The sequence below is a fragment of the Rhodococcus sp. 21391 genome, assembly GCF_016772255.1.
Classification (GTDB): domain Bacteria; phylum Actinomycetota; class Actinomycetes; order Mycobacteriales; family Mycobacteriaceae; genus Rhodococcus_F; species Rhodococcus_F opacus.
Genome location: NZ_CP063781.1, coordinates 5,882,168 through 5,903,782, shown reverse-complemented (window position 1 = coordinate 5,903,782; position 21,615 = coordinate 5,882,168). Strand labels below are relative to the sequence as shown.

At 68.2% G+C, this 21,615-nt stretch carries 22 protein-coding genes; 6 read left to right on the top strand and 16 right to left on the bottom strand.

Annotation, left to right across the window (positions count from 1 at the left end; translation table 11 throughout):
• Positions 1-28 precede the first annotated feature (28 nt).
• Together GO592_RS27210 and GO592_RS27205 are read left to right on the top strand one after the other, a co-directional pair.
• Positions 29-985: a daunorubicin resistance protein DrrA family ABC transporter ATP-binding protein gene (locus tag GO592_RS27210; RefSeq protein WP_007295541.1), complete on the top strand. Its 957-nt coding sequence runs from the start codon at positions 29-31 to the stop codon at positions 983-985.
• Entirely contained in the window at positions 982-1,800 is an 819-nt protein-coding gene (locus GO592_RS27205) for an ABC transporter permease (protein WP_007295540.1), read from the top strand. Before GO592_RS27210 ends, GO592_RS27205 begins: the two co-directional genes overlap by 4 nt.
• Before the next feature lie 64 nt (positions 1,801-1,864).
• Here the strand turns inward: GO592_RS27205 and GO592_RS27200 are convergent, their stop codons facing one another.
• Both GO592_RS27200 and GO592_RS27195 read right to left on the bottom strand, forming a co-directional pair.
• On the bottom strand, positions 1,865-2,446 hold the full coding sequence (locus tag GO592_RS27200) for a nucleotidyltransferase family protein (RefSeq protein ID WP_007295539.1): 582 nt from the start codon (positions 2,444-2,446) through the stop codon (positions 1,865-1,867).
• Between the two features lie 35 nt (positions 2,447-2,481).
• Positions 2,482-2,646, bottom strand: coding sequence for a hypothetical protein (locus GO592_RS27195; RefSeq protein ID WP_007295538.1), 165 nt, complete (start codon positions 2,644-2,646; stop codon positions 2,482-2,484).
• Positions 2,647-2,671: 25 nt separating this feature from the next.
• On the opposite strand from GO592_RS27195, the gene GO592_RS27190 reads away from it, so the two are divergent.
• Positions 2,672-3,616 carry an alpha/beta fold hydrolase gene (locus GO592_RS27190; RefSeq protein WP_007295537.1) on the top strand — a complete coding sequence of 315 codons (945 nt, stop codon included), beginning with the start codon at positions 2,672-2,674 and terminating at the stop codon, positions 3,614-3,616.
• Here GO592_RS27190 and GO592_RS27185 read toward each other — a convergent pair.
• The gene (locus GO592_RS27185; protein ID WP_005265192.1) at positions 3,613-4,512 is read right to left on the bottom strand and encodes a LysR family transcriptional regulator; all 900 of its coding nucleotides are present in this window, start codon (positions 4,510-4,512) and stop codon (positions 3,613-3,615) included. The two genes, GO592_RS27190 and GO592_RS27185, sit on opposite strands and share 4 nt — an antisense overlap.
• 154 nt (positions 4,513-4,666) lie before the next feature.
• On the opposite strand from GO592_RS27185, the gene GO592_RS27180 reads away from it, so the two are divergent.
• A complete protein-coding gene (locus GO592_RS27180) occupies positions 4,667-5,971 on the top strand; it encodes an NAD(P)/FAD-dependent oxidoreductase (protein WP_007295536.1) in 1,305 nt (434 codons plus the stop codon).
• Between the two features lie 9 nt (positions 5,972-5,980).
• Complete coding sequence (locus GO592_RS27175) at positions 5,981-6,445, top strand: NUDIX domain-containing protein (protein ID WP_007295535.1); 465 nt, start codon at positions 5,981-5,983, stop codon at positions 6,443-6,445.
• 32 nt (positions 6,446-6,477) lie between these two features.
• Here GO592_RS27175 and GO592_RS27170 read toward each other — a convergent pair whose 3' ends face one another.
• From GO592_RS27170 to GO592_RS27140, 7 genes are all read right to left on the bottom strand, one after another.
• Complete coding sequence (locus GO592_RS27170; protein ID WP_007295534.1) at positions 6,478-9,189, bottom strand: molybdopterin-dependent oxidoreductase; 2,712 nt, start codon at positions 9,187-9,189, stop codon at positions 6,478-6,480.
• Positions 9,186-9,995 (bottom strand): FAD binding domain-containing protein, encoded by an 810-nt coding sequence (locus GO592_RS27165; protein WP_007295533.1) that lies wholly within the window; start codon positions 9,993-9,995, stop codon positions 9,186-9,188. Before GO592_RS27165 ends, GO592_RS27170 begins: the two co-directional genes overlap by 4 nt.
• A gap of 4 nt (positions 9,996-9,999) precedes the next feature.
• Positions 10,000-11,367 carry an 8-oxoguanine deaminase gene (locus GO592_RS27160; protein WP_039950192.1) on the bottom strand — a complete coding sequence of 456 codons (1,368 nt, stop codon included), beginning with the start codon at positions 11,365-11,367 and terminating at the stop codon, positions 10,000-10,002.
• A complete protein-coding gene (gene pucL / locus GO592_RS27155; protein WP_007295531.1) occupies positions 11,367-12,278 on the bottom strand; it encodes a factor-independent urate hydroxylase in 912 nt (303 codons plus the stop codon). The genes GO592_RS27160 and pucL overlap by 1 nt, the downstream gene beginning before the upstream one ends.
• Positions 12,279-12,281: 3 nt before the next feature.
• Entirely contained in the window at positions 12,282-12,611 is a 330-nt protein-coding gene (gene uraH / locus GO592_RS27150; protein ID WP_007295530.1) for a hydroxyisourate hydrolase, read from the bottom strand.
• Positions 12,611-13,123: a 2-oxo-4-hydroxy-4-carboxy-5-ureidoimidazoline decarboxylase gene (gene uraD, locus GO592_RS27145; RefSeq protein ID WP_007295529.1), complete on the bottom strand. Its 513-nt coding sequence runs from the start codon at positions 13,121-13,123 to the stop codon at positions 12,611-12,613. The genes uraH and uraD overlap by 1 nt, the downstream gene beginning before the upstream one ends.
• 164 nt (positions 13,124-13,287) lie before the next feature.
• On the bottom strand, positions 13,288-14,670 hold the full coding sequence (locus GO592_RS27140) for a uracil-xanthine permease family protein (RefSeq protein ID WP_007295528.1): 1,383 nt from the start codon (positions 14,668-14,670) through the stop codon (positions 13,288-13,290).
• A 141-nt stretch (positions 14,671-14,811) separates the two neighbouring features.
• Between GO592_RS27140 and GO592_RS27135 the strand changes: the two genes are divergently transcribed.
• Positions 14,812-15,375: a helix-turn-helix domain-containing protein gene (locus GO592_RS27135; protein WP_007295527.1), complete on the top strand. Its 564-nt coding sequence runs from the start codon at positions 14,812-14,814 to the stop codon at positions 15,373-15,375.
• Between the two features lie 3 nt (positions 15,376-15,378).
• On the opposite strand, the gene GO592_RS27130 is transcribed toward GO592_RS27135, so the two are convergent.
• The 6 genes from GO592_RS27130 to GO592_RS27105 all read right to left on the bottom strand — a co-directional run bounded on the left by GO592_RS27130 (position 15,379) and on the right by GO592_RS27105 (position 21,608).
• Complete coding sequence (locus GO592_RS27130; protein ID WP_007295526.1) at positions 15,379-16,107, bottom strand: aspartate/glutamate racemase family protein; 729 nt, start codon at positions 16,105-16,107, stop codon at positions 15,379-15,381.
• A 10-nt stretch (positions 16,108-16,117) separates the two neighbouring features.
• On the bottom strand, positions 16,118-17,656 hold the full coding sequence (locus GO592_RS27125) for an NCS1 family nucleobase:cation symporter-1 (protein WP_007295525.1): 1,539 nt from the start codon (positions 17,654-17,656) through the stop codon (positions 16,118-16,120).
• Between the two features lie 179 nt (positions 17,657-17,835).
• On the bottom strand, positions 17,836-18,549 hold the full coding sequence (locus tag GO592_RS27120; protein WP_037206963.1) for a GntR family transcriptional regulator: 714 nt from the start codon (positions 18,547-18,549) through the stop codon (positions 17,836-17,838).
• Between the two features lie 10 nt (positions 18,550-18,559).
• A complete protein-coding gene (puuE, locus tag GO592_RS27115) occupies positions 18,560-19,492 on the bottom strand; it encodes an allantoinase PuuE (RefSeq protein ID WP_007295524.1) in 933 nt (310 codons plus the stop codon).
• Positions 19,493-19,720: 228 nt separating this feature from the next.
• Positions 19,721-20,968 (bottom strand): DUF6986 family protein, encoded by a 1,248-nt coding sequence (locus GO592_RS27110; protein ID WP_007295523.1) that lies wholly within the window; start codon positions 20,966-20,968, stop codon positions 19,721-19,723.
• 61 nt (positions 20,969-21,029) lie between these two features.
• Complete coding sequence (locus GO592_RS27105) at positions 21,030-21,608, bottom strand: TetR/AcrR family transcriptional regulator (protein ID WP_007295522.1); 579 nt, start codon at positions 21,606-21,608, stop codon at positions 21,030-21,032.
• Between the last annotated feature and the right edge of the window lie 7 nt (positions 21,609-21,615).

Genomic DNA, 21,615 nt, shown 5'->3' with positions numbered 1-21,615 from the left:
TCCACACGCCAACGGATGGGAACTTCTGATGGTCGATGCGATAACGGCAGAGGGTCTGGTCAAGAAGTACGGCAAGGTCACAGCGCTGGACGGGGTCGACCTCGCGGTCCCGTCGGGAACGGTGATGGCACTGCTCGGCCCGAACGGCGCAGGCAAGACGACGGCGGTGCGGGTCTTCACCACACTTCTCGTCCCGGACGCCGGCCGGGCGGAGGTGGCCGGTCTCGACGTCGTCCACGACGCGCGGGTGCTCCGATCCCGGATCGGCGCGTCCGGGCAGTATGCGGCGGTCGACGAGTACCTCACCGGTTTCGAGAACCTCGAGATGGTCGGGCGGCTCTACCACCTCGGGGGCAAACGCAGTAAGGCGCGCGCCCGTGAACTGCTCGAACAGTTCGATCTGGTCGAGGCGGGAGATCGTCCCGTGAAGGGCTACTCGGGTGGCATGCGCCGGCGTCTCGATCTCGCGGGAGCGCTCGTGGCCGAGCCGGAAGTGTTGTTCCTGGACGAACCGACCACCGGGCTCGACCCCCGCGCCCGGCTGGCGCTCTGGGACGTCATCGACAATCTCGTCGCCAGGGGCACCACGCTTCTCCTGACCACCCAGTACATGGAAGAGGCCGAGCGCCTCGCCGACCAGATCGCAGTGATCGACCACGGTTCGGTCATCGCCCGCGGAACCGCCGACGAATTGAAGGACCGCGTGGGCGGTGAGCGCATCGAGCTGAGCGTCCGGGAGGGCATCGAGCTCTCCGTCGTGCGCGACGAACTGGCGTCACTCGCCGCAGGCGACATCCTGGTCGAAGAAAACGTCCGCCGGGTGACGGTGCCGGTGACCGGCGGTGCGGACGCCCTCGTCGAGGCGCTGGGCCGCCTCTCCACTCGAGGAGTGAAGGTGTTCGACGTCGGCCTGCGCAGACCGACCCTGGACGACGTCTTCCTCACCCTGACCGGACACGAAGCCGAAGAGGAGCACATCTCATGAGCGCCCCACAGACGGCGTCCGTGCACACCGCACTCGCGGACGGGCTCACGATCGCCAAGCGCAACATGATCAAGATCAAGCGCGTCCCCGACCTCATCGTGTTCACCACGTTGTCGCCGATCATGTTCGTGCTGCTGTTCGCCTACGTGTTCGGCAGTGCCATCCAGGTTCCCGGGATGTCCTACCGGGAATTCCTGATTGCCGGGATCTTCACGCAGACAGTCATCTTCGGGGCCACGTGGACGGGTCTCGGGATGGTCGAGGATCTGCAGAAGGGGATCATCGACCGGTTCCGGTCACTGCCGATGGCCCCGTCCGCCGTGCTCCTCGGCCGCACCTCCACCGACGTCCTGATCAACATCGTCAGCCTCGTCGTGATGTCGCTGACCGGCCTGATCATCGGGTGGCGCATCCACTCGAGCCTCGGCGAAGCGCTGCTCGGCTACCTGCTCCTGCTGTTGTTCGCCTACGCGCTGTCCTGGGTGATGGCGGTGGTCGGTTTGTGGATCCGAACACCGGAAGTGTTCAACAACGCCAGCTTCATCGTGATCTTCCCGCTCTCGTTCATCGCGAACACGTTCGTCGAGACCACCAACCTGCCCGGTCCGCTGAAGGTGATCGCGGAATGGAATCCGGTGTCCGCGGTGACGCAGGCCGTGCGGGAACTGTTCGGAAACACCAACCCGGACATGACCGTTCCCGACGCGTGGCCGTTGCAGCACCCGATCATCGCCTCACTGGCATGGTCGGCGGTGCTGCTGGTGATCTTCGTGCCGTTCGCGATCCGGCGGTACAAGAAGGCGGTCAGCCGCTGAAGGTACCGAACCAACGGGACGCCCGTTGCGTCAGATCGAACGAGCGTCCCGTTCGTCTCGGGGGCTAGCGGAGTTCGCGCGGCGAATCGACGTCGCGGCCCGACCCCAGGTCGGAGCAGTCGACGGCCTCGGCGCCGTGTGTCCCGAGGTATTTCCGCGCACCGGAGTCTCCGGTGAGGCTGCGCCGCAGCGGAAGCCAGTGGTCGCGGCCGATCAGCACGGGGTGGCCCGGACGGCCGGCGTAGTGAGCCTGACGGAGCGCCGAGCGCGCGTCGCCGGGCGGCACCGACGCCACCCGCCGGATTGCGTCGACACCGAGGTCGGGGAGATCGACGAGGGTGATGACGACGGCATCGACGTCGTCGAACGTTGCCGCGACCTCCAGCCCCCGGCGCAGGGAGGCCGACAGCCCCGACTTCCAGTCCTCCGCGATCCCGACGGTGACGGGGACGCCGCCCGGCAGTAGGTCCTCGGCCTCCTCGGCGCGGGCCCCGAGCACCACGACGGTCGGCCCGCATCCGGCCTCCGACAGCACTCGCACGCCGCGCACGAGCCACGGTTCACCGTCCGCGCCGACGACAAGTGCCTTGGGCATGCCCATGCGCGAACCGGCCCCGGCGGCGAGCAGCACGCCCCCGATCGTCATCGTGGTCTCACCGGTCCGCGCTGCATGCGTTCAACTTACTTTTCCTCGGCGAAGTTCGCGTCGACGCGCTGGTAGAGGTAGTCCTCGGCGGTGATGTCGGGGTACTTGCCCGCCGGCCCAGCGATGACGACGTCGCGGTCGATCCATGCTTCGCTCCCACGTCGCGACGTGCACCGTAGACTGGCCGGTGGCCTCGACACGCCAACAGTCGGAACGGACGGACACATGGTGGATCCGAACAGAGTCGGCGAACCTTCCCGGCAGGAGTTCGCGCAGCAATGGGGCGGCTCCGGCAGCGTCGTCGACATCGACGGTCCCGTCCACTGGGTCGAATACGGTGCCGACACCGGATCGCTTCCGGTGGTCATGGTTCACGGCCTCGGCGGCTCGCATCTCAACTGGGTCCGGATCGCACCGGTCCTCGCGGAGCGCACCCGGGTGCTCACCGTGGATCTCCCCGGATTCGGGCTCAGTCCGTCCGGGCATCGCCGGACGGGGGTCGGCGCCAACGCCAAGGTGCTGCATCGCTTCCTCCGGGACGTCGTCGGTGGTCCCGTGATCTTGATGGGCAACTCGATGGGCGGCATGATCTCGCTGTTCGAGGCGGCGGCGCACCCCGAGACGGTTTCGGCGCTGGTTCTCGTCGACCCCGCACTCCCTGTCGCGCAACGGATCCCGGACCCCCGGATCGCCGCGCAGTTTGCGATGTACTTCACGCCGTTCGTGGGGGAGCGGTTCCTGCAGTACTCGAGCAGGAAGTTGACGGACCGGCAGTTGGTCGCACGGATGATCGACCTGTGCTTCGCCGAGCCGAGCCGGGCGTCGGAAGATTCCCTCGACGCCGCAGCGGCTCTCGCGGGATACCGGCGCGGGCTGCCGTCCGAGGATGCTGCGTTCCTTCAGGCCAGCCGGTCGCTGATGCGCGTTCTGGCGCGCCCGCGCCGATACCTCGACACCATGCAGTCGATCGCACAACCCGTTCTCCTGCTCCACGGGGACCGCGACCGTCTGGTTCCGGTCGCGGCGGCGCGCAAGGTGGCGACGGCAAACCCGCGGTGGGACAGCGTGATTCTCGCGAACGTGGGGCACACCCCGCAGCTCGAGGTTCCCGACATGATGCTCGACCACGTGCACGCGTGGGTCGACCGGCACGGACTGATCGACGCCTAGGCTTCGGCCGACCCGCGGGACCCGGCGATCGACTGCGCCAGCGCGCGGAACAGATGGGTGAGTTCGGGTCTCGTCGCCGTTCCGCTCCGGACGACCCCGCACACCGGGATGCGCAGCCGGTCGTGCGCCTCGCGCAGGAAGCTCAGCCCGCGGCGGGGAGTCGCGTCGGCCGTGTCGGCGTACAGCACGGTCCACGACCGCGGGGTCGTGAGGACGTCGAGGGTGGCGGTGTGGTCGCTGGGGATCGACGGTCCGAGCATGACCCGCTGCCCGACCTGCCGGAACGCGTCCTCGACGACGGTGTGGATCAGGATCTGACTGCTGCGGGGCGGGAGCAGCAGGGGGTACGGCGCCAGTTCGCTCAGGTCGACGGTCGAGACCCCCGCCAGCGGGTGTTTGCTCGACGTCACGATCACCAGGTCCTCGAGCCCGAATTCCACGGTTTCGAGCCCTGGCCGGTCGACCCCGCCGCGGATCAGCGCGAGATCGGCGTCCCCCGACGCGACGGCGGTCATCCGGTCGGTGAAGTCCTTGATGACGAATTCGATGTCGAGCTGTGGGAAGTCTTCGCGGACAAGCGATATCGCCTCAAGGCTCTGCGTCGCGAAGCTCATGCTCGCGCTGATGCGGAGCCGGTTGCGGGGATCGAGTCCCACCGACAGCGCGCGGGCCTCGAGGCCCATCATCTCGGCCGCGATGGGCATCAATCGTTCGCCGGCAGCGGTCAGCCGCGTGGCGCGCGTCGACCGCTCCAGGAGGGTGGTGCCCAACTCGTGTTCGAGCTTGGCGATCTGGTGACTGATCGCCGACTGGGAGATGAAGCAGCGTTGTGCCGCGCGCGAGAAACTGCCCTCCTCGCCGACCGCGAGGAAGTAGCGAAGCTGTCGGAACTCCATGGCCTGAGGTTACGTCCTTCCGTGAAGACTTATGAGCGATCGAGATAACACAATTTCGATTTCCCCAGCTTACTGGCGATTAACAATGGTCGATCCCTAATGTGGAGCTCATACGCGGCGCTAAGTAGACGCCAGAAGCAGTAGGAGGTTTTCGGTGGATCGCACACAGGTCGTCATCGTGGGATCGGGATTCGGCGCCCTCGCGGCGGCGAAGAAGCTCGGCAAGGCAGGCACGCCGTTCGTGCTGATTTCCGAGACCACCGAGCATCTGTTCCAGCCCCTTCTGTACCAGGTCGCCACCGGTGTCATCTCGCCCGGCGAGATCGCCCCGTCCATCCGCGCGATCCTCGCCAAGTACCCCAGCGGCGACGTCCGGCTCGGCCGCGTCATCGACGTCGACCCGGACAAGAAGCAGGTCGTCTACGAGGCCGGCGGGGTGAGCCACACGATCGGTTACGACAGCCTGATCGCCGCGACGGGCGCCCGGCAGGCCTACTTCGGCCACGACGAGTTCGCCGAGGTCACGTACGCGCTCAAGACCGTCGCCGACGCCGACCGGCTGCGCCGGCAGATCGTCCGCTGCTTCGAGGAGGCGCACACCACCTCCGACCCGGAGCGTCGCCGCGACCTGCTGCACTTCATCGTGATCGGTGCCGGTCCGACCGGTGTCGAACTGGCAGGTCAGATCAAGGAACTGGCGGGCCGCTACTTCGAGAAGTCGCTCCGCGACATCACGTCCGAAGACGTCACCGTCACGCTCGTCGAGGGTGCGGGGGAGACGCTGCCCGTGTTCGGCGGCAAGCTCAGCAAGTACACCCAGGATTCGCTCGAACGCGCCGGTGTCGAGGTGGTGCTGGGCACGATGGTGACCGACATCGACGAACACGGCGCCACCCTGTCGTCGCCGAGCACCGGCTTCGAGAAGCGCCTCACGGCGGACACGATCATCTGGTCGGCAGGCATCCAGGCCAACGACTTCGCGGCGGTGCTCGCGGAACGAACCGGCTGTGAGACCGGCCGCGGCGGCCGTCTGCTGGTCGACGAGGACCTCACGGTGGGCCGCTACGACGACGTCTACGCGATCGGCGACATGGCGTCGCTGAACAACCTGCCCGCCCAGTCGCCGTTCGCGATGCAGGGTGGCCGGCACGTCGCGGCCATCATCACCGGGAAACGCGCCCTCGGAACGCCGTTCACGTACCGCGACAAGGGCAGCATGGCGATCATCAACCGGTTCCGTGCGATCACCCGTGTCGGCAAGGTCGAGCTGACCGGTGTGCTCGCCTGGTTCCTGTGGCTCGCCGTGCACCTCGTCTACCTGGTCGGATTCCGCAACCGGTACGTCGCGGTGATGTCGTGGTGCGGTTCGTTCCTCGGCCACCGGCGCCCGCACTTCCACTACGCGCAGGAAATCGAACCTGCCGAGCTGCGCGAGCAGCGGGAGGACGCGGCAGCCTAGCCTGGGTCCATGACCGTCACGAGCGCTGGAGTACTCCTGTATCGCACCGACGATGCGGGGGTGCTCCAGTTGTGGATCGTGCACATGGGCGGTCCGTTCTGGGCGCGCAAGGACGAGGCGGCGTGGTCGATCCCCAAGGGCGAATACGCCGAGGGCGAGGATCCCTACGTGGCCGCACTGCGCGAGTTCGAGGAAGAGATCGGTGCGCCGCCGCCGGCAGTCGAGTACGAGTTGCTCGGCGAATTCCGGCAGCCCTCACGCAAGCTGATCACCGTCTACGCGGCGGAGGTGAGCGAGGACGTCACGTTCGTCGAGAGCAACACGTTCGAGCTGGAGTGGCCGCCGCGGTCGGGGAAGTTTCAGCAGTTCCCCGAGGTCGACGATGCCCGCTGGTTCCCGGCGAGCGTCGCCGAGACGAAGCTGGTCAAGGGGCAGCGTCCGATAGTAAGAGCCTTGCGCCTTCGCCGCCCGTGAGTACTTATTAACCGCGGGACGTTAATAAGTACTCACGGGCGCGGGAGCGCACGCCAGACGGCGGCCGGGGTCATCGGGATCCGACGAAGACGAGCACCGGTGGCGTCCGCGATCGCGTTGGCCAGAGCGGGGGCGACCGGGTTGTACGGGGACTCGCTCATCGACTTGGCGCCGTGCGGGCCCAGTTCGTCGTAGGTGTCCGCGAAGTAGACCTCGGTGTCCGGCACGTCTACGAGCTGCGGGATGTGGTAATTCCGGAGCTGCGGGTTGAGCACCGTCCCGGCGCCGTCGAGGAGGATCTCCTCGTACAGTGCGCTGCCGATCGCCTGCGCGACGCCGCCCTCGACCTGCCCGCGGCACTGCTGCGGGTTGAGGACCGTGCCGGCATCCGCCGCCTGGATGGACTGTAGGATCCGGACCTCCCCGGTGACGGTGTCGACCGCCACCCGGAACGCGTGCACGTTGAAGACCACCGAGCGGGGGGTGCCGTCGTGCCTGCCCTCGGCGCGGATCGGTCCCTCGGGCACCAGCTTGTCGAGCTCGACGACCCGTCCGGCGACCTCTACCGCGTCGGGTGTCAGCGCGCAGTCGGCGTCCTCGGCGGCACCCGTGACGCGGCGGGCGACCTCGAACAGCTGTTCCCGCATTCGGGTTCCCGCAAGATGTACCGCCTTCCCCGCGACCACCGTGCCTGCCGAACCGAATGCGCCGGTGTCGTGCCCGGCGACGTCGGTGTCGGATTGCAGCACGGTGATCCGGTCGGCGGTGGTGCCCAGCGCGGACGCGGCGAGCTGGGCGTGCACGGTGGTGGTGCCGTTGCCGAACTCCGCGGTGCCCACCCGAAGTTCGTACCGGCCGCCCTCGACGAGGGTGCAGGACACGTCCGCGAAGTGCCCCCGCGGCGGAATGGTCGCGATCATGGACGCCGCCATGCCCTCACCGACCCGCCACTGCGGGCCGTCCGGCGGGCGCACGTCGTTGCCGCGGCGCAGTGCGGCCTCCGCCAGGTCGAGGCACTGGTCGAGCCCGTAGCTGCCGTACGTGAGGTCGCCGTGCTCCACCTCGAAGTCGACGAAGTCGTCACCCGGAACGACCACGTTGCGGCGGCGCAGTTCGAACGGATCGATGCCCAGCTGCGTCGCCAGCTGATCGAGCGCGGATTCCACCGCGAAGATGACCTGGCCCAGACCATAGCCGCGGAACGCCCCGGACGGCAGGTTATTGGTGTAGAGGGCCTGGGCGTCCACCCGCTTGTTCGGCGACCGGTACAGCGCAACGGATTCGCTGCAGCCGTGGAACATCACGCCCACCGAATGGTTTCCGTATGCCCCGGCGTCCGAGAGCACGTCGACGGCGAGCGCCGTCAGCTTTCCGTCGCCGTCGGCGCCGGCCTTCACCGACACCCGCATGGGATGCCGGCACGGGGCGATCGTGAACTGGTCGGAGCGGGTGAACTCGTACTGCACCGGTCTGCCGGTGCGCAGAACGGCGAGGGCGACGAGATCCTCCACCAGCATTTCCTGCTTGGCGCCGAAGCCGCCCCCGACGCGGGCGGTGAACACCCGGACCTGTGAGCGGTCGAGCGAGAACAGGTGGGCGAGTTCGTCGCGGACGAGGAAGGGCACCTGGGTACTGCTGCGGAGGGTGAGCCGCCCGTCGGAGTCGAGCCAGCCGATGGCCGAGTGGGTTTCGAGATGCGCATGCTGCACGCGTTGCGTCTGCCACGTGCCCTCCACCACGGCACCCGTGTCCCGCGCCACCGCGAGTCCGCCGGCGAGGTCGCCGACTTCGCCGTGGACCTCGGCCACCAGGTTCCGGGACGGGTCCGCGATCCGGGAATCGGCGCCCTTGTCACCGTGCAGCAGGGGTGCACCGGGACGGCGTGCCAGGTCGGGATCGAAGACCGGTTCCAGCACTTCGTACTCCACGTCGATCAGTTCCACTGCGCGCCGGGCGATGTCGACGGAGTCCGCGACGACGGCCGCGACACGCTGCCCCCGGAACCGGAGGATCGTGTCGAATACGTAGGTGTCGTCGGGGTCGTCGGTGCGGAACTCGTGGCGGGCCGTGGAGAAGGCGACGTCGGGACTGTCCCGGTGGGTGAGCACCGCGTGGACGCCGGGCAGCGTCTCCGCGGCGGACGTGTCGAGTCGGGTGATGCGGGCGTGCGCGTGCGGGCTGCCGAGGATCTGGAGGTGGGTCAGCCCCTCGACGGCCAGGTCGAGGGTGTAGGGCTCGGCGCCGCACACCACCCGGGCGGCGGCAGGCGCGGGAATGGAGCGGCCGAACGACTCACCGGCACTGTCTGATTCGGTGGTGCACACGCCGCCGACGGCGTCGCGAATGGCGCGATAGCCGGTACAGCGGCACAGATTCCCCTTCAGTGAGCGCGGCAGGTCGGCGCGTTGTTCGGAGTCGAGCGCGGACGCGGTCACCACAATTCCGGGTGTGCAGAACCCGCACTGGAAGCCGGCCGCATCGACGAACTGCTGCTGCACGGGATGGAGTCGATCGGGACCGCCGAGACCGGCCGCCGTGGTCACCTCGCGGTTCTCGGCGCGATGAGCCGGCACCACACACGAATGCACCGGGGCGCCGTCGAGCAGTACGGAACAGGCGCCGCAATCGCCGGCGTCGCAGCCCTTCTTGACCGCGAACAGCTGCTGCTCCCGCAGGAAGGTGCGCAGGCACTGACCGGGCCGTGGGTCGGCATCCACCGACTGTCCGTCGACCGTCAATTTCATTCCAGCTCCCTCCTGATCTCCTCGGCGAGGACTCCCGTGACGTGACGACGCCAGTCTGCGGCGCCGTGTGCGTCGGTCAGGTAGTCGTCGGGGGAGATCCGTTCCGACAGAGACGCGCTCAACACGTCGGGGCCGGGAACGGTGGGGAAGCGGAGGACGAACGGGCGGACGGTCGACGCGGTGACGGTCAGCGCGAAACCGTCCGCGTCGACACGCCCGGTTAGCAGGGCGCCGGACCGTCCGAGCGGCGAGTACGCGATCTTGCGCAGCGACGTGCGGCCCCGCAATGCGGTGGCGGGAAGGTGGATGCTGCGGATCAGGTCACCGGCTCCGAGTACCGTGCGACCGGCATCGGTGACGAATCGGTCGACCGGGACTCGGCGTTCACCCCCGTCGGCGGTCCAGAGCAGGAGTTCGGCGTCGAGGGTGCAGCACAGCGTGATCATGGCCCCGGCCGGGAGCGCCAGCGCGAGGTTGCCGCCGACGGACGCGGTGTGCCAGATCTTCCACGACGCGACGAGAGACTCGGCGCACGGCCGGAACAGGCTCGTCGCCGTCCACTCGGCGGGAAGCGGTGCATTGCAGAGATTCTCGATGGTGCACGTCGCGGCAAGCTCGAGTCCGTCGTCGTGGACGGTGATCGCAGGCCAGTCGAGGGTGGTCAGGTCCACCAGCCGGGTGACCGTCGGCTGCGGTTCCGAGTACAGCCAGGTGCCGCCCGCCAGGAACGCCGTTCCGGGTTCCGGGGCGGGTAGGTCGTCACGGCTGCGTGGGGCCGAGAGTTCCGTCACGAACGACAGATCCATCGACTCATCCCGCCTTGCGCACCAGGGCCCGGTGGGCCTGCTCGACCTCCGCGGCGACGTTCTCCTCGTTCACGGTGATCACTCTCCCACGCTCGACGACCGCTCGCCCGTTCACCAGAAGTAACTCCAGCGGCGGTGTGACTCCGAGCACCAGCGCGGCCACCGGATCGGTGATGCCGGAATGTGCGAGGGTGTCGACCCGCCACAGTGCGAGATCGCCCAGTTTGCCAGGCTCGAGGGAGCCCAGTTCGTCCTCCCTGCCCAGGACCCGGGCCCCGCCGCGCGTGGCGAGTTCGAGGGCGGTGCGCACCGTCATCTCGCCCGGGCCGCCGCGGGCCCGCGCGAACAGCACGGCGTGCCGGGCCTCCTCGAGCATGTTGCATGCCTCGTTGCTGGCGGCGCCGTCGACGCCGAGCCCCAGCGGAACCCCCGCCGCGTGGAGATCCTTGGCGCGGGCGATCCCGGCGCCGAGGCGCGCATTGGACGTGGGGCAGTGGGCTGCCCCGGTTCCGGTGTCTGCCATCGCGGCGATCGCGACGTCGTCCAGGTGGACGGCATGCGCGTACCAGACGTCGGGGCCCACCCAGCCGAGTTGCTCCATGTATTGCACCGGGGTGCAGCCGAACCGCTCGTGGCAGAAGTCGTGCTCGTCAAGGGTTTCCGCGAGATGAGTGTGAAGCCGCACGCCTGTGGAACGGGCGAGGGCCGCGGCCTCGGTCAGGAGGTCGCCGGTGACGGAGAACGGGGAGCAGGGCGCCACCGCGATCCTCAGCATCGAGTCGGGAGCCGGGTCGTGCCAGCGGTCGATGACGTCCTGGGTGCCCTTCAGGACGTCCTCGAGACGCTCCACCACCGAATCCGGTGGCAGTCCGCCCTGACTGTGGCCGAGGTCCATCGACCCTCGGCTGGGGTGGAACCGGAGCCCGACGGTCTGCGCTGCCTCGATCTCGGCGCCGAAGACGTCGCCGCCGTCGCGCGGCACGACGTAGTGGTGGTCCGTCGTGGTCGTGCATCCGTGCTTCGCCAGCCAGGCGAGACCGCCGGTGGCCGCGGTCCGGACGGCGTCGGCGTCGATGCCCGCCCAGATCGGGTACAGGGTGGTCAGCCAGCCGAACAGGGTGTCGTCGGCGGCGAGCCCGCGGGTGATCCACTGGTACAGGTGATGGTGGGTGTTCACCAGCCCGGGGGTGAGCAGGCAACCCCGTCCGTCGACCACCCGAGCGCCGTCGATCACCGGCGCGGGACCGGCACCGACGTCGACGATGCGGTTGCCCCGCACGACGACGTAACCGTCCGGGTACTCGGTGCCCGCCGCGTCGACAGTGGCGACGTGCGCACCGGAGACGACGACGGTGGCCGGGCCGGCGGACATCAGCTGAGCCAGCCCGCGTACGCCGACCACGCGGGTCCGGCGTCCGGAGCGTCGGACCGCTGCACCGTCGCCTGGATCAGGCCGCACGGGCGGTCGGCGGCGTGGAATACCTCGTTGTCGTTCTCCACCCCGAAGCGGGCGAGATCGTGGGCGAAGTGGTGCTTGTTGGGCGCGGACAGGCGCACTTCCGCGAGCACGGGGTAGCGCTCGAGGATCGCCTTGCCGATCTCGTACAACGTCTGCTGCAGGGCGAGCGAGTGGACGGTCGCGAACGTCGCGACGATCTGCTTCTTGATGCCGGCGTAGACACCGTTCCAGTCGACGTCGGTGGTGACGAACCGCCATTGCACGACAAGCGAAGTCGCCATCACCCGGTCGTGGGTCTCCTCGAGAATCGTGTACTCGTCCTTCAGGAATCCGAAGAACTCGCTGCCCGTGGACTTGAGGATCACCAGATCCTTCAGCCCGCCGACCACCCACGTACCGTCGGCGTCGACGGTGATCGCCGCGGTGCGCACCTCCTCACCCTTGCGCACCCAGGTGTGGTCGTGCTCCGCTCCGTCGACCACCGCGCGCTGCCAGGCGTATTCCTCGATCTCGATGCGGGCGCCCTCGACCGGGGCCACGTCGTCCACGAAATGTCGTGCCAGCGTCAGCCCGTACTCCTCGATGGAGTCGAGGCCCTTCTCCTTCGCGTAGGAGTACGCCGTCTGCTTCTGAGTGTCGGTGGGCAGCACCGAACTCTGGTCGCCGGCGAGATGCGCGGCCGAGAAGTCGCCGCGTAGGCAGGTCGACACGCTCACGTCCCGGATCTCGTGCCGGGGGGTGTCGCGGTAGATCCGCACGATGCGGTTCTCGGCTTTGCCGTACTGGTTGTCGCCCAGGACGATGGCGCCGGTGAGGTCGGTCATTGTTCAGCTCCCGCGGTAGGTGGAATAGGCGAAGGGGGACAACAGCAACGGGACGTGGTAACCGCGCTGCGGGTCGTCGAGGACGAACGTGACGCACACCTCCGGGTAGAACGTCTCCTGGCCGCGGGCGGCGAAGTACTCGCCGGTCTCGAAGACCAGCGAATAGGTGGCCGCGATCAGACCCTCCGGCGCGATTTCGGCGATCCGGCCGTCCGAATCCGTCGCCGCGCTCGCAATGACGTCGCCCTCAGATGACAGCAGACGGACGTGCATCCCGGCCGCGGGTGTGCCGCCGGTGGCGTCGAGCACGTGGGTGCTGAGGATCTTGGACATCAGTGTGCCGTGTCTCCGATCTCGCCGAGAAGGCGTTCGAGGCGTATCCGGTTGATGGCGGCCAGTTCGGTCCGCAGGATCTTGCGCTCCGTGGCGCTGTCGTTGCCGAGGCGGTCGCGCAGCACGCCCAGCAGTTCGTGCGCCGACCGACCGGACGCGCACACCAGGTAGACGTGCCCGAACTTCTGCTCGTACTCCTCGTTCCCGGCCCGCAGGCGCGCGCGGACGTCGTCGTCGGCGGCGGCGACCGCCGACTGTTCGCGAGCGGACGACGGGTTGTCCGCCCGGTCGCCGATCCTCGGGTGGCCGGCCAGGGCCGCGTCGATCTCGGACTCCGTCAGGTCGCCGAGCACGTTCTCGGCGGCGGTGTACAGCGCGTCGGCGGACGGAAACGGACGGCCGGCGGCCATCCGCTGCGCCCACACCGTCGACGAGCAGCACTGCACGAGCAGATCGACGGCCCGCGCGTCGCTCAGTGCGTTGAACGCGATCAGGCCGGGCGGTTCGGTCATGAGGGCTCCTCGCTCGTGCGCCTTTTCGGTACCTCTGGCTACCACTATGGCGCACCGGTGGCGGTCAATTCGGCGATAAGCCCCCAGAAGTCGTCGACGGCGCAGGCGAGTCCCTCGATCGGACCCGCCCGTCACTAAGGGGAGATGGGGGGCCGTCGAAAGGCTCAGGCGCGGGCGGCAACCTGCGGCTCCTCGGAGGTCGGGGGAACGGGGCCGGCTGCGATGACGGGTGCGGAGGCGGCGCGGGCGGCGGCGCCGATCCGGGTGTGGTTGAATAGCAGGTTCAGGGAGAACGCGGAGATGGCGGCGAGTGTGATGCCGCTGCCGAGCAGGATCTGGGCGGACGAGTTGAAGTGCTCGAACATGCCCTCGGCGAACTCGGGGAGCAGGCCGACGCCCACCGACACCGCGACGATGGTGGTGTTGATCCGGTCGCTGAGATCCACCTTGCGGAGCGTGTTCATCCCCACCACCGCGACCGTCGAGAACAGGATGATGCCGACACCGCCGACGACCGGCGCGGGCAAGGCGGCGACGACGGTACCCATCTTCGGGATCAGTCCGAGGACGATCAGGATCGCACCGCTGGTGGCCGTCACGTACCGGCTGTGGACGCGGGTGGTGGCGACGGCTCCGACGTTCTGCGTGAAGATCGTGTCGACGAACGCGTTGAAGATGCCGCCGAGTACGCCGGACATTGCATCGCCGACGAGGCCGCGGGCCACATCGCCCTTGGCGAGGGGCTTTCCGGTGATCTCGCCGAGGGCCAGCATGCTCGCCGTCGACTCCGCGAACACCACGGCCATCACGATGCTCATCGCCACCACCGCCGTGATCGGGAACTCCGGTGCCCCGAAGTGGAACGGAGCGGTGATGCCGAACCAGGGGCTGCCGGAGACGCCGCCCAGGTCGATCAGGCCCATCGGAACCGCGACGAGCGTGCCGATCACGAGGGCGAGGAGCACGCCGAGCTGGGTCCAGATCCCGCGGCCGAGGCAGAGGAAGGCGATCGCGACGAGCACGACCACACCGGCGAGCATGATGTTGCCGGGATCCGCGAAAGTGTCTGCCGTCGGATCATTTCCGACGATGAGGCCGGCGGCGACGCCGATCAGGGAGATGCCGACGACGGTGAGGACGACCCCGGTGACCAGCGGTGGGAAGAACCGGATCAGCCGCGCGAAGGGTACGGCGAGGGCGAGTCCGACGAGGCCGCCTGCGAGCATCGAGCCGTACACCGCCTGAAGCCCGTATTCCTTGGCGATGAGGATCATCGGAGTCAGCCCGGCGAACGTGGCACCACAGACGATCGGTAACCGTGCGCCGGCCAGCTTACCCACCCCGAGGCTCTGGATCATCGTGATGATGCCGGCGATCAGAAGGTCGGCGCTGATCAGCAACGCGACGGTGGACTTGTCGAGTCCTACTGCGGCACCGAAGACCAACGGGACGGTGATGCAGCCGGTGTACATGATGAGCACGTGCTGCAGACCGAAGGCCGCTTGCCGCACCAAGGGCAGGCGCTGGTCGACTGCGTGGAAGGACATGGGTCGATCTCCGTCCGAGTGAAGGGTGCGTTCGAGTTCACGTTCTATTGAGCACGCCAAACTTTTCTCAGCAGGGTCAATTTCGTTTCGTCCGTGTTATCAGTCGCGGTTTCCGCGAAACACAGTGCTAGCGTTCGCCTCATGGACGAGGACCAACGCACGCTGGCCGTCGCCATCGGCGCGGCGATCAGGTCGGCCCGGCGTGACGCGGGACTGACCCTGCGCGACGTGGCGGCCAAAACGGGACTGTCGCAGCCGTTCCTGAGTCAGGCGGAGAACGGCCACTCGGTGCCGAGCGTCATGAATCTGCACCGGGTGGCCCAGGTGCTGGGAACCACGGCGCACGCCCTGCTCGAACAGGGTGCGCGCACGCCCACCAGCCTCGTGCGCAGCCGGGAAGGCAGGCGATTCGCGTTGTCGGACGGCGCCGTGCTGCGGTTCTGCTCCACGGGCGTGCGCGCGATGGAACCGAATGAAGTGACGGCGCAACCGGTTTCGCAGGCCGGCGAACACACCGAACACGCAGGCGAGGAGTTCATCTACGTCATCGACGGCAGCATTCGGGTGGAGGTCGGCGTCGAGGAGAGTTACGTGCTCGACCGGGGAGACACGCTGTACTACCCGGCCACCGTGCCGCACCGGTGGTTCAACGACGCCGCGGAACCGGCGCGGTTCCTCATCACGAGCACCCCGCCGTCCTTCTGACCGTCAGCGACCGAAACCCTCGAGCAGTCCGGTGTACTTCTTGGGCAGGGGAGCCGCGAATTCTCCGTGCGCGCCGGTCCGCAATCCGAGCGTCACGAGGGACTGCACAATGAGGGTGGCCGCCGCCACGCCGTCGACGACCGGCACCCCGAGTTCCGCCGAGATGACGGCGCACAGGTCCGCCATGCCCGCGCACCCCAGCACGATAGCGTCCGAACCGTCCTCGTCGCGGGCGACCCGGCAGGCCTCGGTGATCACCTTCACCGCATCCGGGTCGCGGTCGAGGTCGAGCACGGCGATCTCGCACGCGTGCACCCCGAGGCAGAACCGTTGCATTCCATACCGTTCGGCCAGTTCCCAGGCCCGGCCCCGGGTACGTCCCAGGGTCGTGACGACGCTGAAGCCACGGCCGAGGAAGCTCGCAGCGTGCATGGCCGCCTCCGCGATCCCGAGCACGGGCCCGGAGGCCAGTTCGCGAGCCGCGTCGAGGCCCGGGTCGCCGAAGCAGGCGATCACGTAGCCGTCCACCCCGGCCTCCTCGCCGCGCGCGATCTCCTCGAGAAGCCCGGGGACACTGAGTGCTTCGTCGTAGTGACTTTCGATCGAAGCGGGACCCATCTGCGGGCTCACCGCCTCGACGAGCGTCCCCGGCCCCGCGACGGAGCGGGCGCAGTCGCCGATCTTGTCGGTCATCGACTGGGTGGTGTTGGGATTGATGATCTTGATGTGCACGTTCGTCGACCTATGCTTCGATCGGCGCTGTGCGATGCGCACGACGGGCACCGGTGGACAACCCGAGGTAGCAGACGAATCCGACACCCATGCCGAGGAACCACGAGTACTGGGCCGCCCCCGCCATGCCCCACACGTCGAGTCCGAACGGCTGGGCCTTGAGGATTACGGGAATCATCGCGACCAGGGCTCCGATGACGGTGGAGATGATCGCAGCGGGGTTGTAACCCTTCTTGTACCAGTATGTTCCGCCCTCGGACATGGTGAACATGTCGTCCAGGATCACTCGCTGCCTGCGCACCAGGTAGTAGTCCGCGATGAGGATTCCGAACAGCGGTCCGATGAACGCCCCCAGCGTCTCGAGCGTGTAGTGGATCACCTCGGGATTGTTGTACAGGTTCCACGGTGTGATCAGGACGGATCCGACGGCGGCGATCATTCCGCCCGTACGCCAGCTGATGCGCTGCGGGCTGACGTGCGAGAAGTCGAATGCCGGGGAGACGAAGTTGGCGACGATGTTGATACCGATGGTGGCGACGATGAAGGTGAGGAGGCCGAGGACGACGGCGAACAGGTTGTCCATCTGCGCGACCGTCTCGACGGGGTCGGTGATCAGGCGGCCGTACACGGGCAGGGTCGCTGAGGCGGTGACGACGGTGAGGATCGAGAAGAACAGGAAGTTCACCGGGAGGCCGAGGAAGTTGCCGCGTTTGACCGCGCCGAACGTCTTGCCGTACCGGGAGAAGTCGCCGAAGTTGAGCATCGGGCCCGAGAAGTACGACACGACAAGGGCGATCGCGCCCAGCACCACGGGCACAGCCGACCAGCCGGTGTAGTTCACCTCGCCGAGGTTCAGGCTGATGTTCGACCATCCGGCCTCGCTGATCAGGTAGATCGCGAGCATCAGCATCACCACGTAGACCGCGGGACCGCAGAAGTCGATGAACTTGCGGATGCTCTCCATGCCACGCCAGAAGACCAGCGCCTGCAGCACCCACATCGTCATGAACCCGGCCCAGCCGAGCGCCGACAGTCCGAGGAATCCGTGCTCGTGCACGTCCGCCCAGGGCGCCAGACCCGGCCAGATCTTCAGGCCGAGGATCACGAACGCGTGCGACGCCAGGTACGTCTGGATTCCGTACCAGGCCACCGCGATGAGGCCGCGGATGATGGCCGGGACGTTGGCGCCGAGAACACCGAAGGCGCTGCGGCACATGACCGGGTAGGGGACGCCGGTGACCTGGCTGGGTTTGGCCACCAGGTTCGCGAACACGTTGACGATCGCGATGCCGACCACCAGCGCGACGAGGACCTGCCAGCTGGTCAGTCCGAGCGCGAACAGGCTGCCCGCGGTGACATAGCCGCCGACGCTGTGCACGTCGGACATCCAGAACGCGAAGATGTTGTACGACGACCACGACTGCGTCTTCAGCGGCGCGAGATCGTCGTTGGTGAGTCTCGGGTGATAGCCGGGCTTGATCAACCCGGCGCCGGCCAGGTGTGCACCGGGGACGGTTTCCCCCTCGTTGGACGGTGCTGTCTGAGTCATCGTTTCGCTCCCTGGTGCAGTACGGACACGACTGCGTCGACGTAAGGGTGCCTCGGTGAAAAGCACACCACCGAAGTGCTGGGAGCAAAAGTAGTTTTCGGATATTTCCTGGTTGTGACGGCGAAGATATATTCTCGCCGGCGCACGGTCCGAGCCGAGAATATATCTTGCCGGACGGCCTACCCAGGCGTGTCCCGGAAGATTCCGGTGTCGGTGGGGAGGGCGGCGATTACCGTGTCGAGTTGTTCGTTGTGCCGGTCGGTGGCCGCCTTCAATGCCGCGGCGTCGCGGGCGAGGAACGCCGCCAGCATGTCCCGGTGCCCGAGGTGAAGTTGCAGCCGCGCCGGCGTCCCCACCTGCGACATCGGCTGCACGGGCTCGGTGATGTTCCACGCCGACTCGAACATGTGCAGCAGTCGCTGCATCCGGCACGGCGATGCCAGGGCGAGGTGGAAGTTACGGCTCTCCCGGTGGTACGCGGTCAGGTCGTCCTCGAGAACCGAGCGGTCGAGTGCCGCGTACGTCGCCCTGGCGCGTGCGTCGTCGGCCTCGTCGGCGAGGGTGATCGCCACGGAGTGCGCCGCCGACTCGAGGACACCCCGCACCAGGTAGAGCTCCTCGAGTTCGTCGACGGTCAGCCGGGCGACCGTGTACCCGGCGTTGGCCCGGTGGTCGACGAGACCTTCGCCGATCAGCGTCTTCAGCGACTCGCGGATCGGGATGCGGCTGACGCCGAAGTGCTCGGCCACCTCGTCCACCGGGATCGGGGTGCCCGGCGGGGCCCCGCCGCTGAGGATCACCCGGCGCAACTCCTCCAGGATCACGGTCTGCGAGCTGCCGGGATCCCGGTTGGCCAGGTTCGTGACCAGCACCGATGGTCGTCGCGGGGGCATCGGGTCGTCCTCAGGCGGGGTGTACGGCGCGCCAGTGGCGGGCGATCTCGATGCGCCGGGCGACCCACACGTCGTCGTGGGACTGCACGTGATCGAGGAACCGCTCCAGCGCCGCGGTGCGGGCGGGCCGTCCGACGATGCGGCAGTGCAGACCCACGGACAGCATCTTCGGCGCCCCGGCCGTTCCCTCCGCGTACAGGACGTCGAAGGCGTCCCGCAGGTGCGCGAAGAACTGCTCGCCGCTCGGGAAACCGCCGGGCGACGCGAACCGCATGTCGTTGGTGTCGAGGGTGTACGGCACCACCAGGTGGTCGACGAGGCCCTTTCCGGGGGCGTCGACCTTCACCCAGTAGGGGAGGTCGTCGGCGTACGAATCGGAGTCGTACTCGAAGCCGCCGTGCTCGACGACCAGCTGCCGGGTGAGCGGGGAGTCGCGGCCGGTGTACCAGCCGAGCGGGGCCTCGCCGGTGAGGTCGCGCAGGATCTCCACCGCCTCGGCCAGGTCCTTGCGTTCGGTGTCCTCGTCGGAGAGCTGGTACGACTTCCACCACAGACCGTGGCAGGCGATCTCGTGACCGAGTTCGCGAAAGGCGCTGACGGCCTCCGGGTTCCGCTGCATCGCCTTGGCGACCGCGAAGATCGTGAGCGGTAGCCCTCGTCGCTCGAATGCCCGGAGCACGCGCCACAGTCCGGCGCGGGATCCGTATTCGTAGATCGATTCCATGCTCATGTGCCGGTTCGGGAACGGTTGGGCCCCGACCATCTCGGACAGGAACGTCTCCGATGCCTCGTCGCCGTGGAGCACGTTGTTCTCGGCGCCCTCCTCGTAGTTGAGGACGAACTGGACGGCGATCTTCGCGCCGCCCGGCCACTGCGGATCGGGTGGGTGCTGCCCGTATCCGACCAGGTCACGGGGGTAGCTGGAGTCGAAAGCGTGGGTCATGATTCCAAGCCTGCCCGACCCGCCTCGGTCGGGGAACCCCACAGGCGCAACCGCGCCGTGCCGCCGTCCCGTTCGCGGACGCTCGCCTCGCCCGGGGGCGGACTGTGGAAGCTGGGCGCGGTCAAGGTGTTCGGGGTCACGGGTGCGGCTACCTCCTGATCGGGCGTGGGGGCAAGTGTAGGGCGTCGAAGTGGGTGTTGCGGGCGGTCCTCGTGCGCGGGAAGGTGCTCAGCTCCCCGGAACCACCGCCCGGGTGAGGAGGTCGCGCAGTGTGTCCACCGTGCATCCGGGGGCTTGCGCGCGGACCGCGTCCTCGTCGAACGCGCCGCACGCCAGTCCCCGCAGGATCACCGTCGCGAGCGCCTGGGCGGTGGCCGGTTCGTCCATCACCCCGCCGCCCTGGCGGTCGAGGTAGGCCTGCACCCGGGTGGCGGCGGCGGGTAGCGCGGCGCGGTAGAAGTCGAACGTCGCGAGCCAGCGGGTGATCAGATGCCCGGGATGCATGTCCCATCCCTGGTAGTACCCGCGTTCGAGCGAACGGGTGACGAGCCGGTAGTGCCGGGCCAGCGCGGCGTGGATCTCCTCGTCGCTGCCCTGCGGGATGACCTGGGTGGATCCGTCGCACACCCACACCCCGGTCTGGGCCGCCGCCACCAGCATCACGGACTTGGCGTGGTCGGCCACCGGATGCTCGAGCGACTGGAACCGCGACGCGATTCCGCAGGCCGCGCTGTAGTCGTAAGTGCCGTAGTGCAATCCGGTGCAGCGTCCGTCCGCGAGGTGGATGGCCTTCGCGACGGTCACGGTGCCGTCCGGTCCGAGCACGGCCTGGGGGCTCTCGATCTGCAACTCGAAGCGCAGCGACCTGTCGGGGAGCCCGTACGCGCGCTCGAGTTCCTCGCACAACGCGACGACGGCGGTGACCTGCTGGGCCGCACGCAGTTTCGGCACCGTGAACACGAAGCCGTCGGGAACCCCACCCGCGCCTTCGAGGACGAGTTCGAGCGTCCGGATCCCGCGGCGGCGCTCGTGCGGGGCCAGGCCCTTCGCGCGGATGCCCAGCGACCGCGGGCCGGACGGGTCCGAGGAGAGCAGTCGCAGCGTGCGTCCCGCCTCCAGTGCGGCAGCGTCCTCGACGTCGTCGCTCCGCCAGCCGAAGCCGTCCTCGAAATCGATCCGCAGATCCATGATCGGACGGTGCTCGAGCATCGCGCGGACGTCGGGAAGCGCACCGGTCGTTCCGATTTCGGACAGCGCCTCCGTGTGCCTGTCCAGCAGTTCGACAGCCTGCTCACCCCACACCCTCGGGGTGTCGGGTCCGGCGTCCGCCGCACTCACGTAGACGGTGTGGACGGGCTGCGGTTGCTGCCGATCACCCGGAAAGGCGTCCGCGAGGTCGGTGTCGACGGGGTCGAGGAGTGCGTCGACGCGGTCGAAACCGCTGTCGGGGACACGGCTGAGGTACTGGGGGTTCACGCCACGATCTTGGCAGAAACGCAGGATTCTCGTCGTCCACACCCCGCCGGGTGGTCTTCGTTCAGGCCGTCGCACCGCGCAGATACGACTCGACGGCGCGGGCCAGCTGCCGCACGCTGCGATCGGTCCCTGGCTCGATGCCGTCGAGTGACCGGGCTCCCACGAAACGGTCGAAGACCAGGCCTTCGACGACGCTGACGAAGTCCGCGCCCGCGTTCTCGGGGTCGGCGACGCCGAGAGCGTCGAACAATTCGGTGGCGCGGGCACGGGAGAACAGGCACGTCGCGAGGAGTGCGTGCAGGTCGTCGTCACCGGACAGTTCGACGGTCAGCGCGTGCCGCGCGACGACGTCGTCGTGGCGGGTGCGCAGCAGCCGGTCCAGCGACCGGGCCACGCCCTCGGCGACGGAGGCGAGGTCGAGTGGTGGGGCCGTCGTGGTCGCGAATTCCTGCCGCGAGCGGTCGGCGAGCCGGCGCACGGCGGATTCGATCAGGGCTCGCCGGGTGCGGAAGTAGTAGGACGTGGACCCGCCCGGGAGATCCAGTGCACGGTCGACGGCCCGATGCGTCAGCGCGCGCATGCCCTCCCGCGCGATGATCGTGATCGCCGCGTCGGCTATCCGCTCACGCCGCTCGGGCACGGTGTCT

Bases quoted from the DNA above. Each gene is read 5' to 3' on its own strand.
- GO592_RS27210 (WP_007295541.1), top strand. From the start codon at position 29: ATGGTCGATGCGATAACGGCAGAGGGTCTGGTCAAGAAGTACGGCAAG.
- GO592_RS27205 (WP_007295540.1), top strand. From the start codon at position 982: ATGAGCGCCCCACAGACGGCGTCCGTGCACACCGCACTCGCGGACGGG.
- GO592_RS27200 (WP_007295539.1), bottom strand. From the start codon at position 2,446: ATGACGATCGGGGGCGTGCTGCTCGCCGCCGGGGCCGGTTCGCGCATG.
- GO592_RS27190 (WP_007295537.1), top strand. From the start codon at position 2,672: ATGGTGGATCCGAACAGAGTCGGCGAACCTTCCCGGCAGGAGTTCGCG.
- GO592_RS27185 (WP_005265192.1), bottom strand. From the start codon at position 4,512: ATGGAGTTCCGACAGCTTCGCTACTTCCTCGCGGTCGGCGAGGAGGGC.
- GO592_RS27175 (WP_007295535.1), top strand. From the start codon at position 5,981: ATGACCGTCACGAGCGCTGGAGTACTCCTGTATCGCACCGACGATGCG.
- GO592_RS27170 (WP_007295534.1), bottom strand. From the start codon at position 9,189: ATGAAATTGACGGTCGACGGACAGTCGGTGGATGCCGACCCACGGCCC.
- GO592_RS27165 (WP_007295533.1), bottom strand. From the start codon at position 9,995: ATGGATCTGTCGTTCGTGACGGAACTCTCGGCCCCACGCAGCCGTGAC.
- GO592_RS27160 (WP_039950192.1), bottom strand. From the start codon at position 11,367: ATGTCCGCCGGCCCGGCCACCGTCGTCGTCTCCGGTGCGCACGTCGCC.
- pucL (WP_007295531.1), bottom strand. From the start codon at position 12,278: ATGACCGACCTCACCGGCGCCATCGTCCTGGGCGACAACCAGTACGGC.
- uraH (WP_007295530.1), bottom strand. From the start codon at position 12,611: ATGTCCAAGATCCTCAGCACCCACGTGCTCGACGCCACCGGCGGCACA.
- uraD (WP_007295529.1), bottom strand. From the start codon at position 13,123: ATGACCGAACCGCCCGGCCTGATCGCGTTCAACGCACTGAGCGACGCG.
- GO592_RS27140 (WP_007295528.1), bottom strand. From the start codon at position 14,670: ATGTCCTTCCACGCAGTCGACCAGCGCCTGCCCTTGGTGCGGCAAGCG.
- GO592_RS27135 (WP_007295527.1), top strand. From the start codon at position 14,812: ATGGACGAGGACCAACGCACGCTGGCCGTCGCCATCGGCGCGGCGATC.
- GO592_RS27125 (WP_007295525.1), bottom strand. From the start codon at position 17,656: ATGACTCAGACAGCACCGTCCAACGAGGGGGAAACCGTCCCCGGTGCA.
- GO592_RS27120 (WP_037206963.1), bottom strand. From the start codon at position 18,549: ATGCCCCCGCGACGACCATCGGTGCTGGTCACGAACCTGGCCAACCGG.
- puuE (WP_007295524.1), bottom strand. From the start codon at position 19,492: ATGACCCACGCTTTCGACTCCAGCTACCCCCGTGACCTGGTCGGATAC.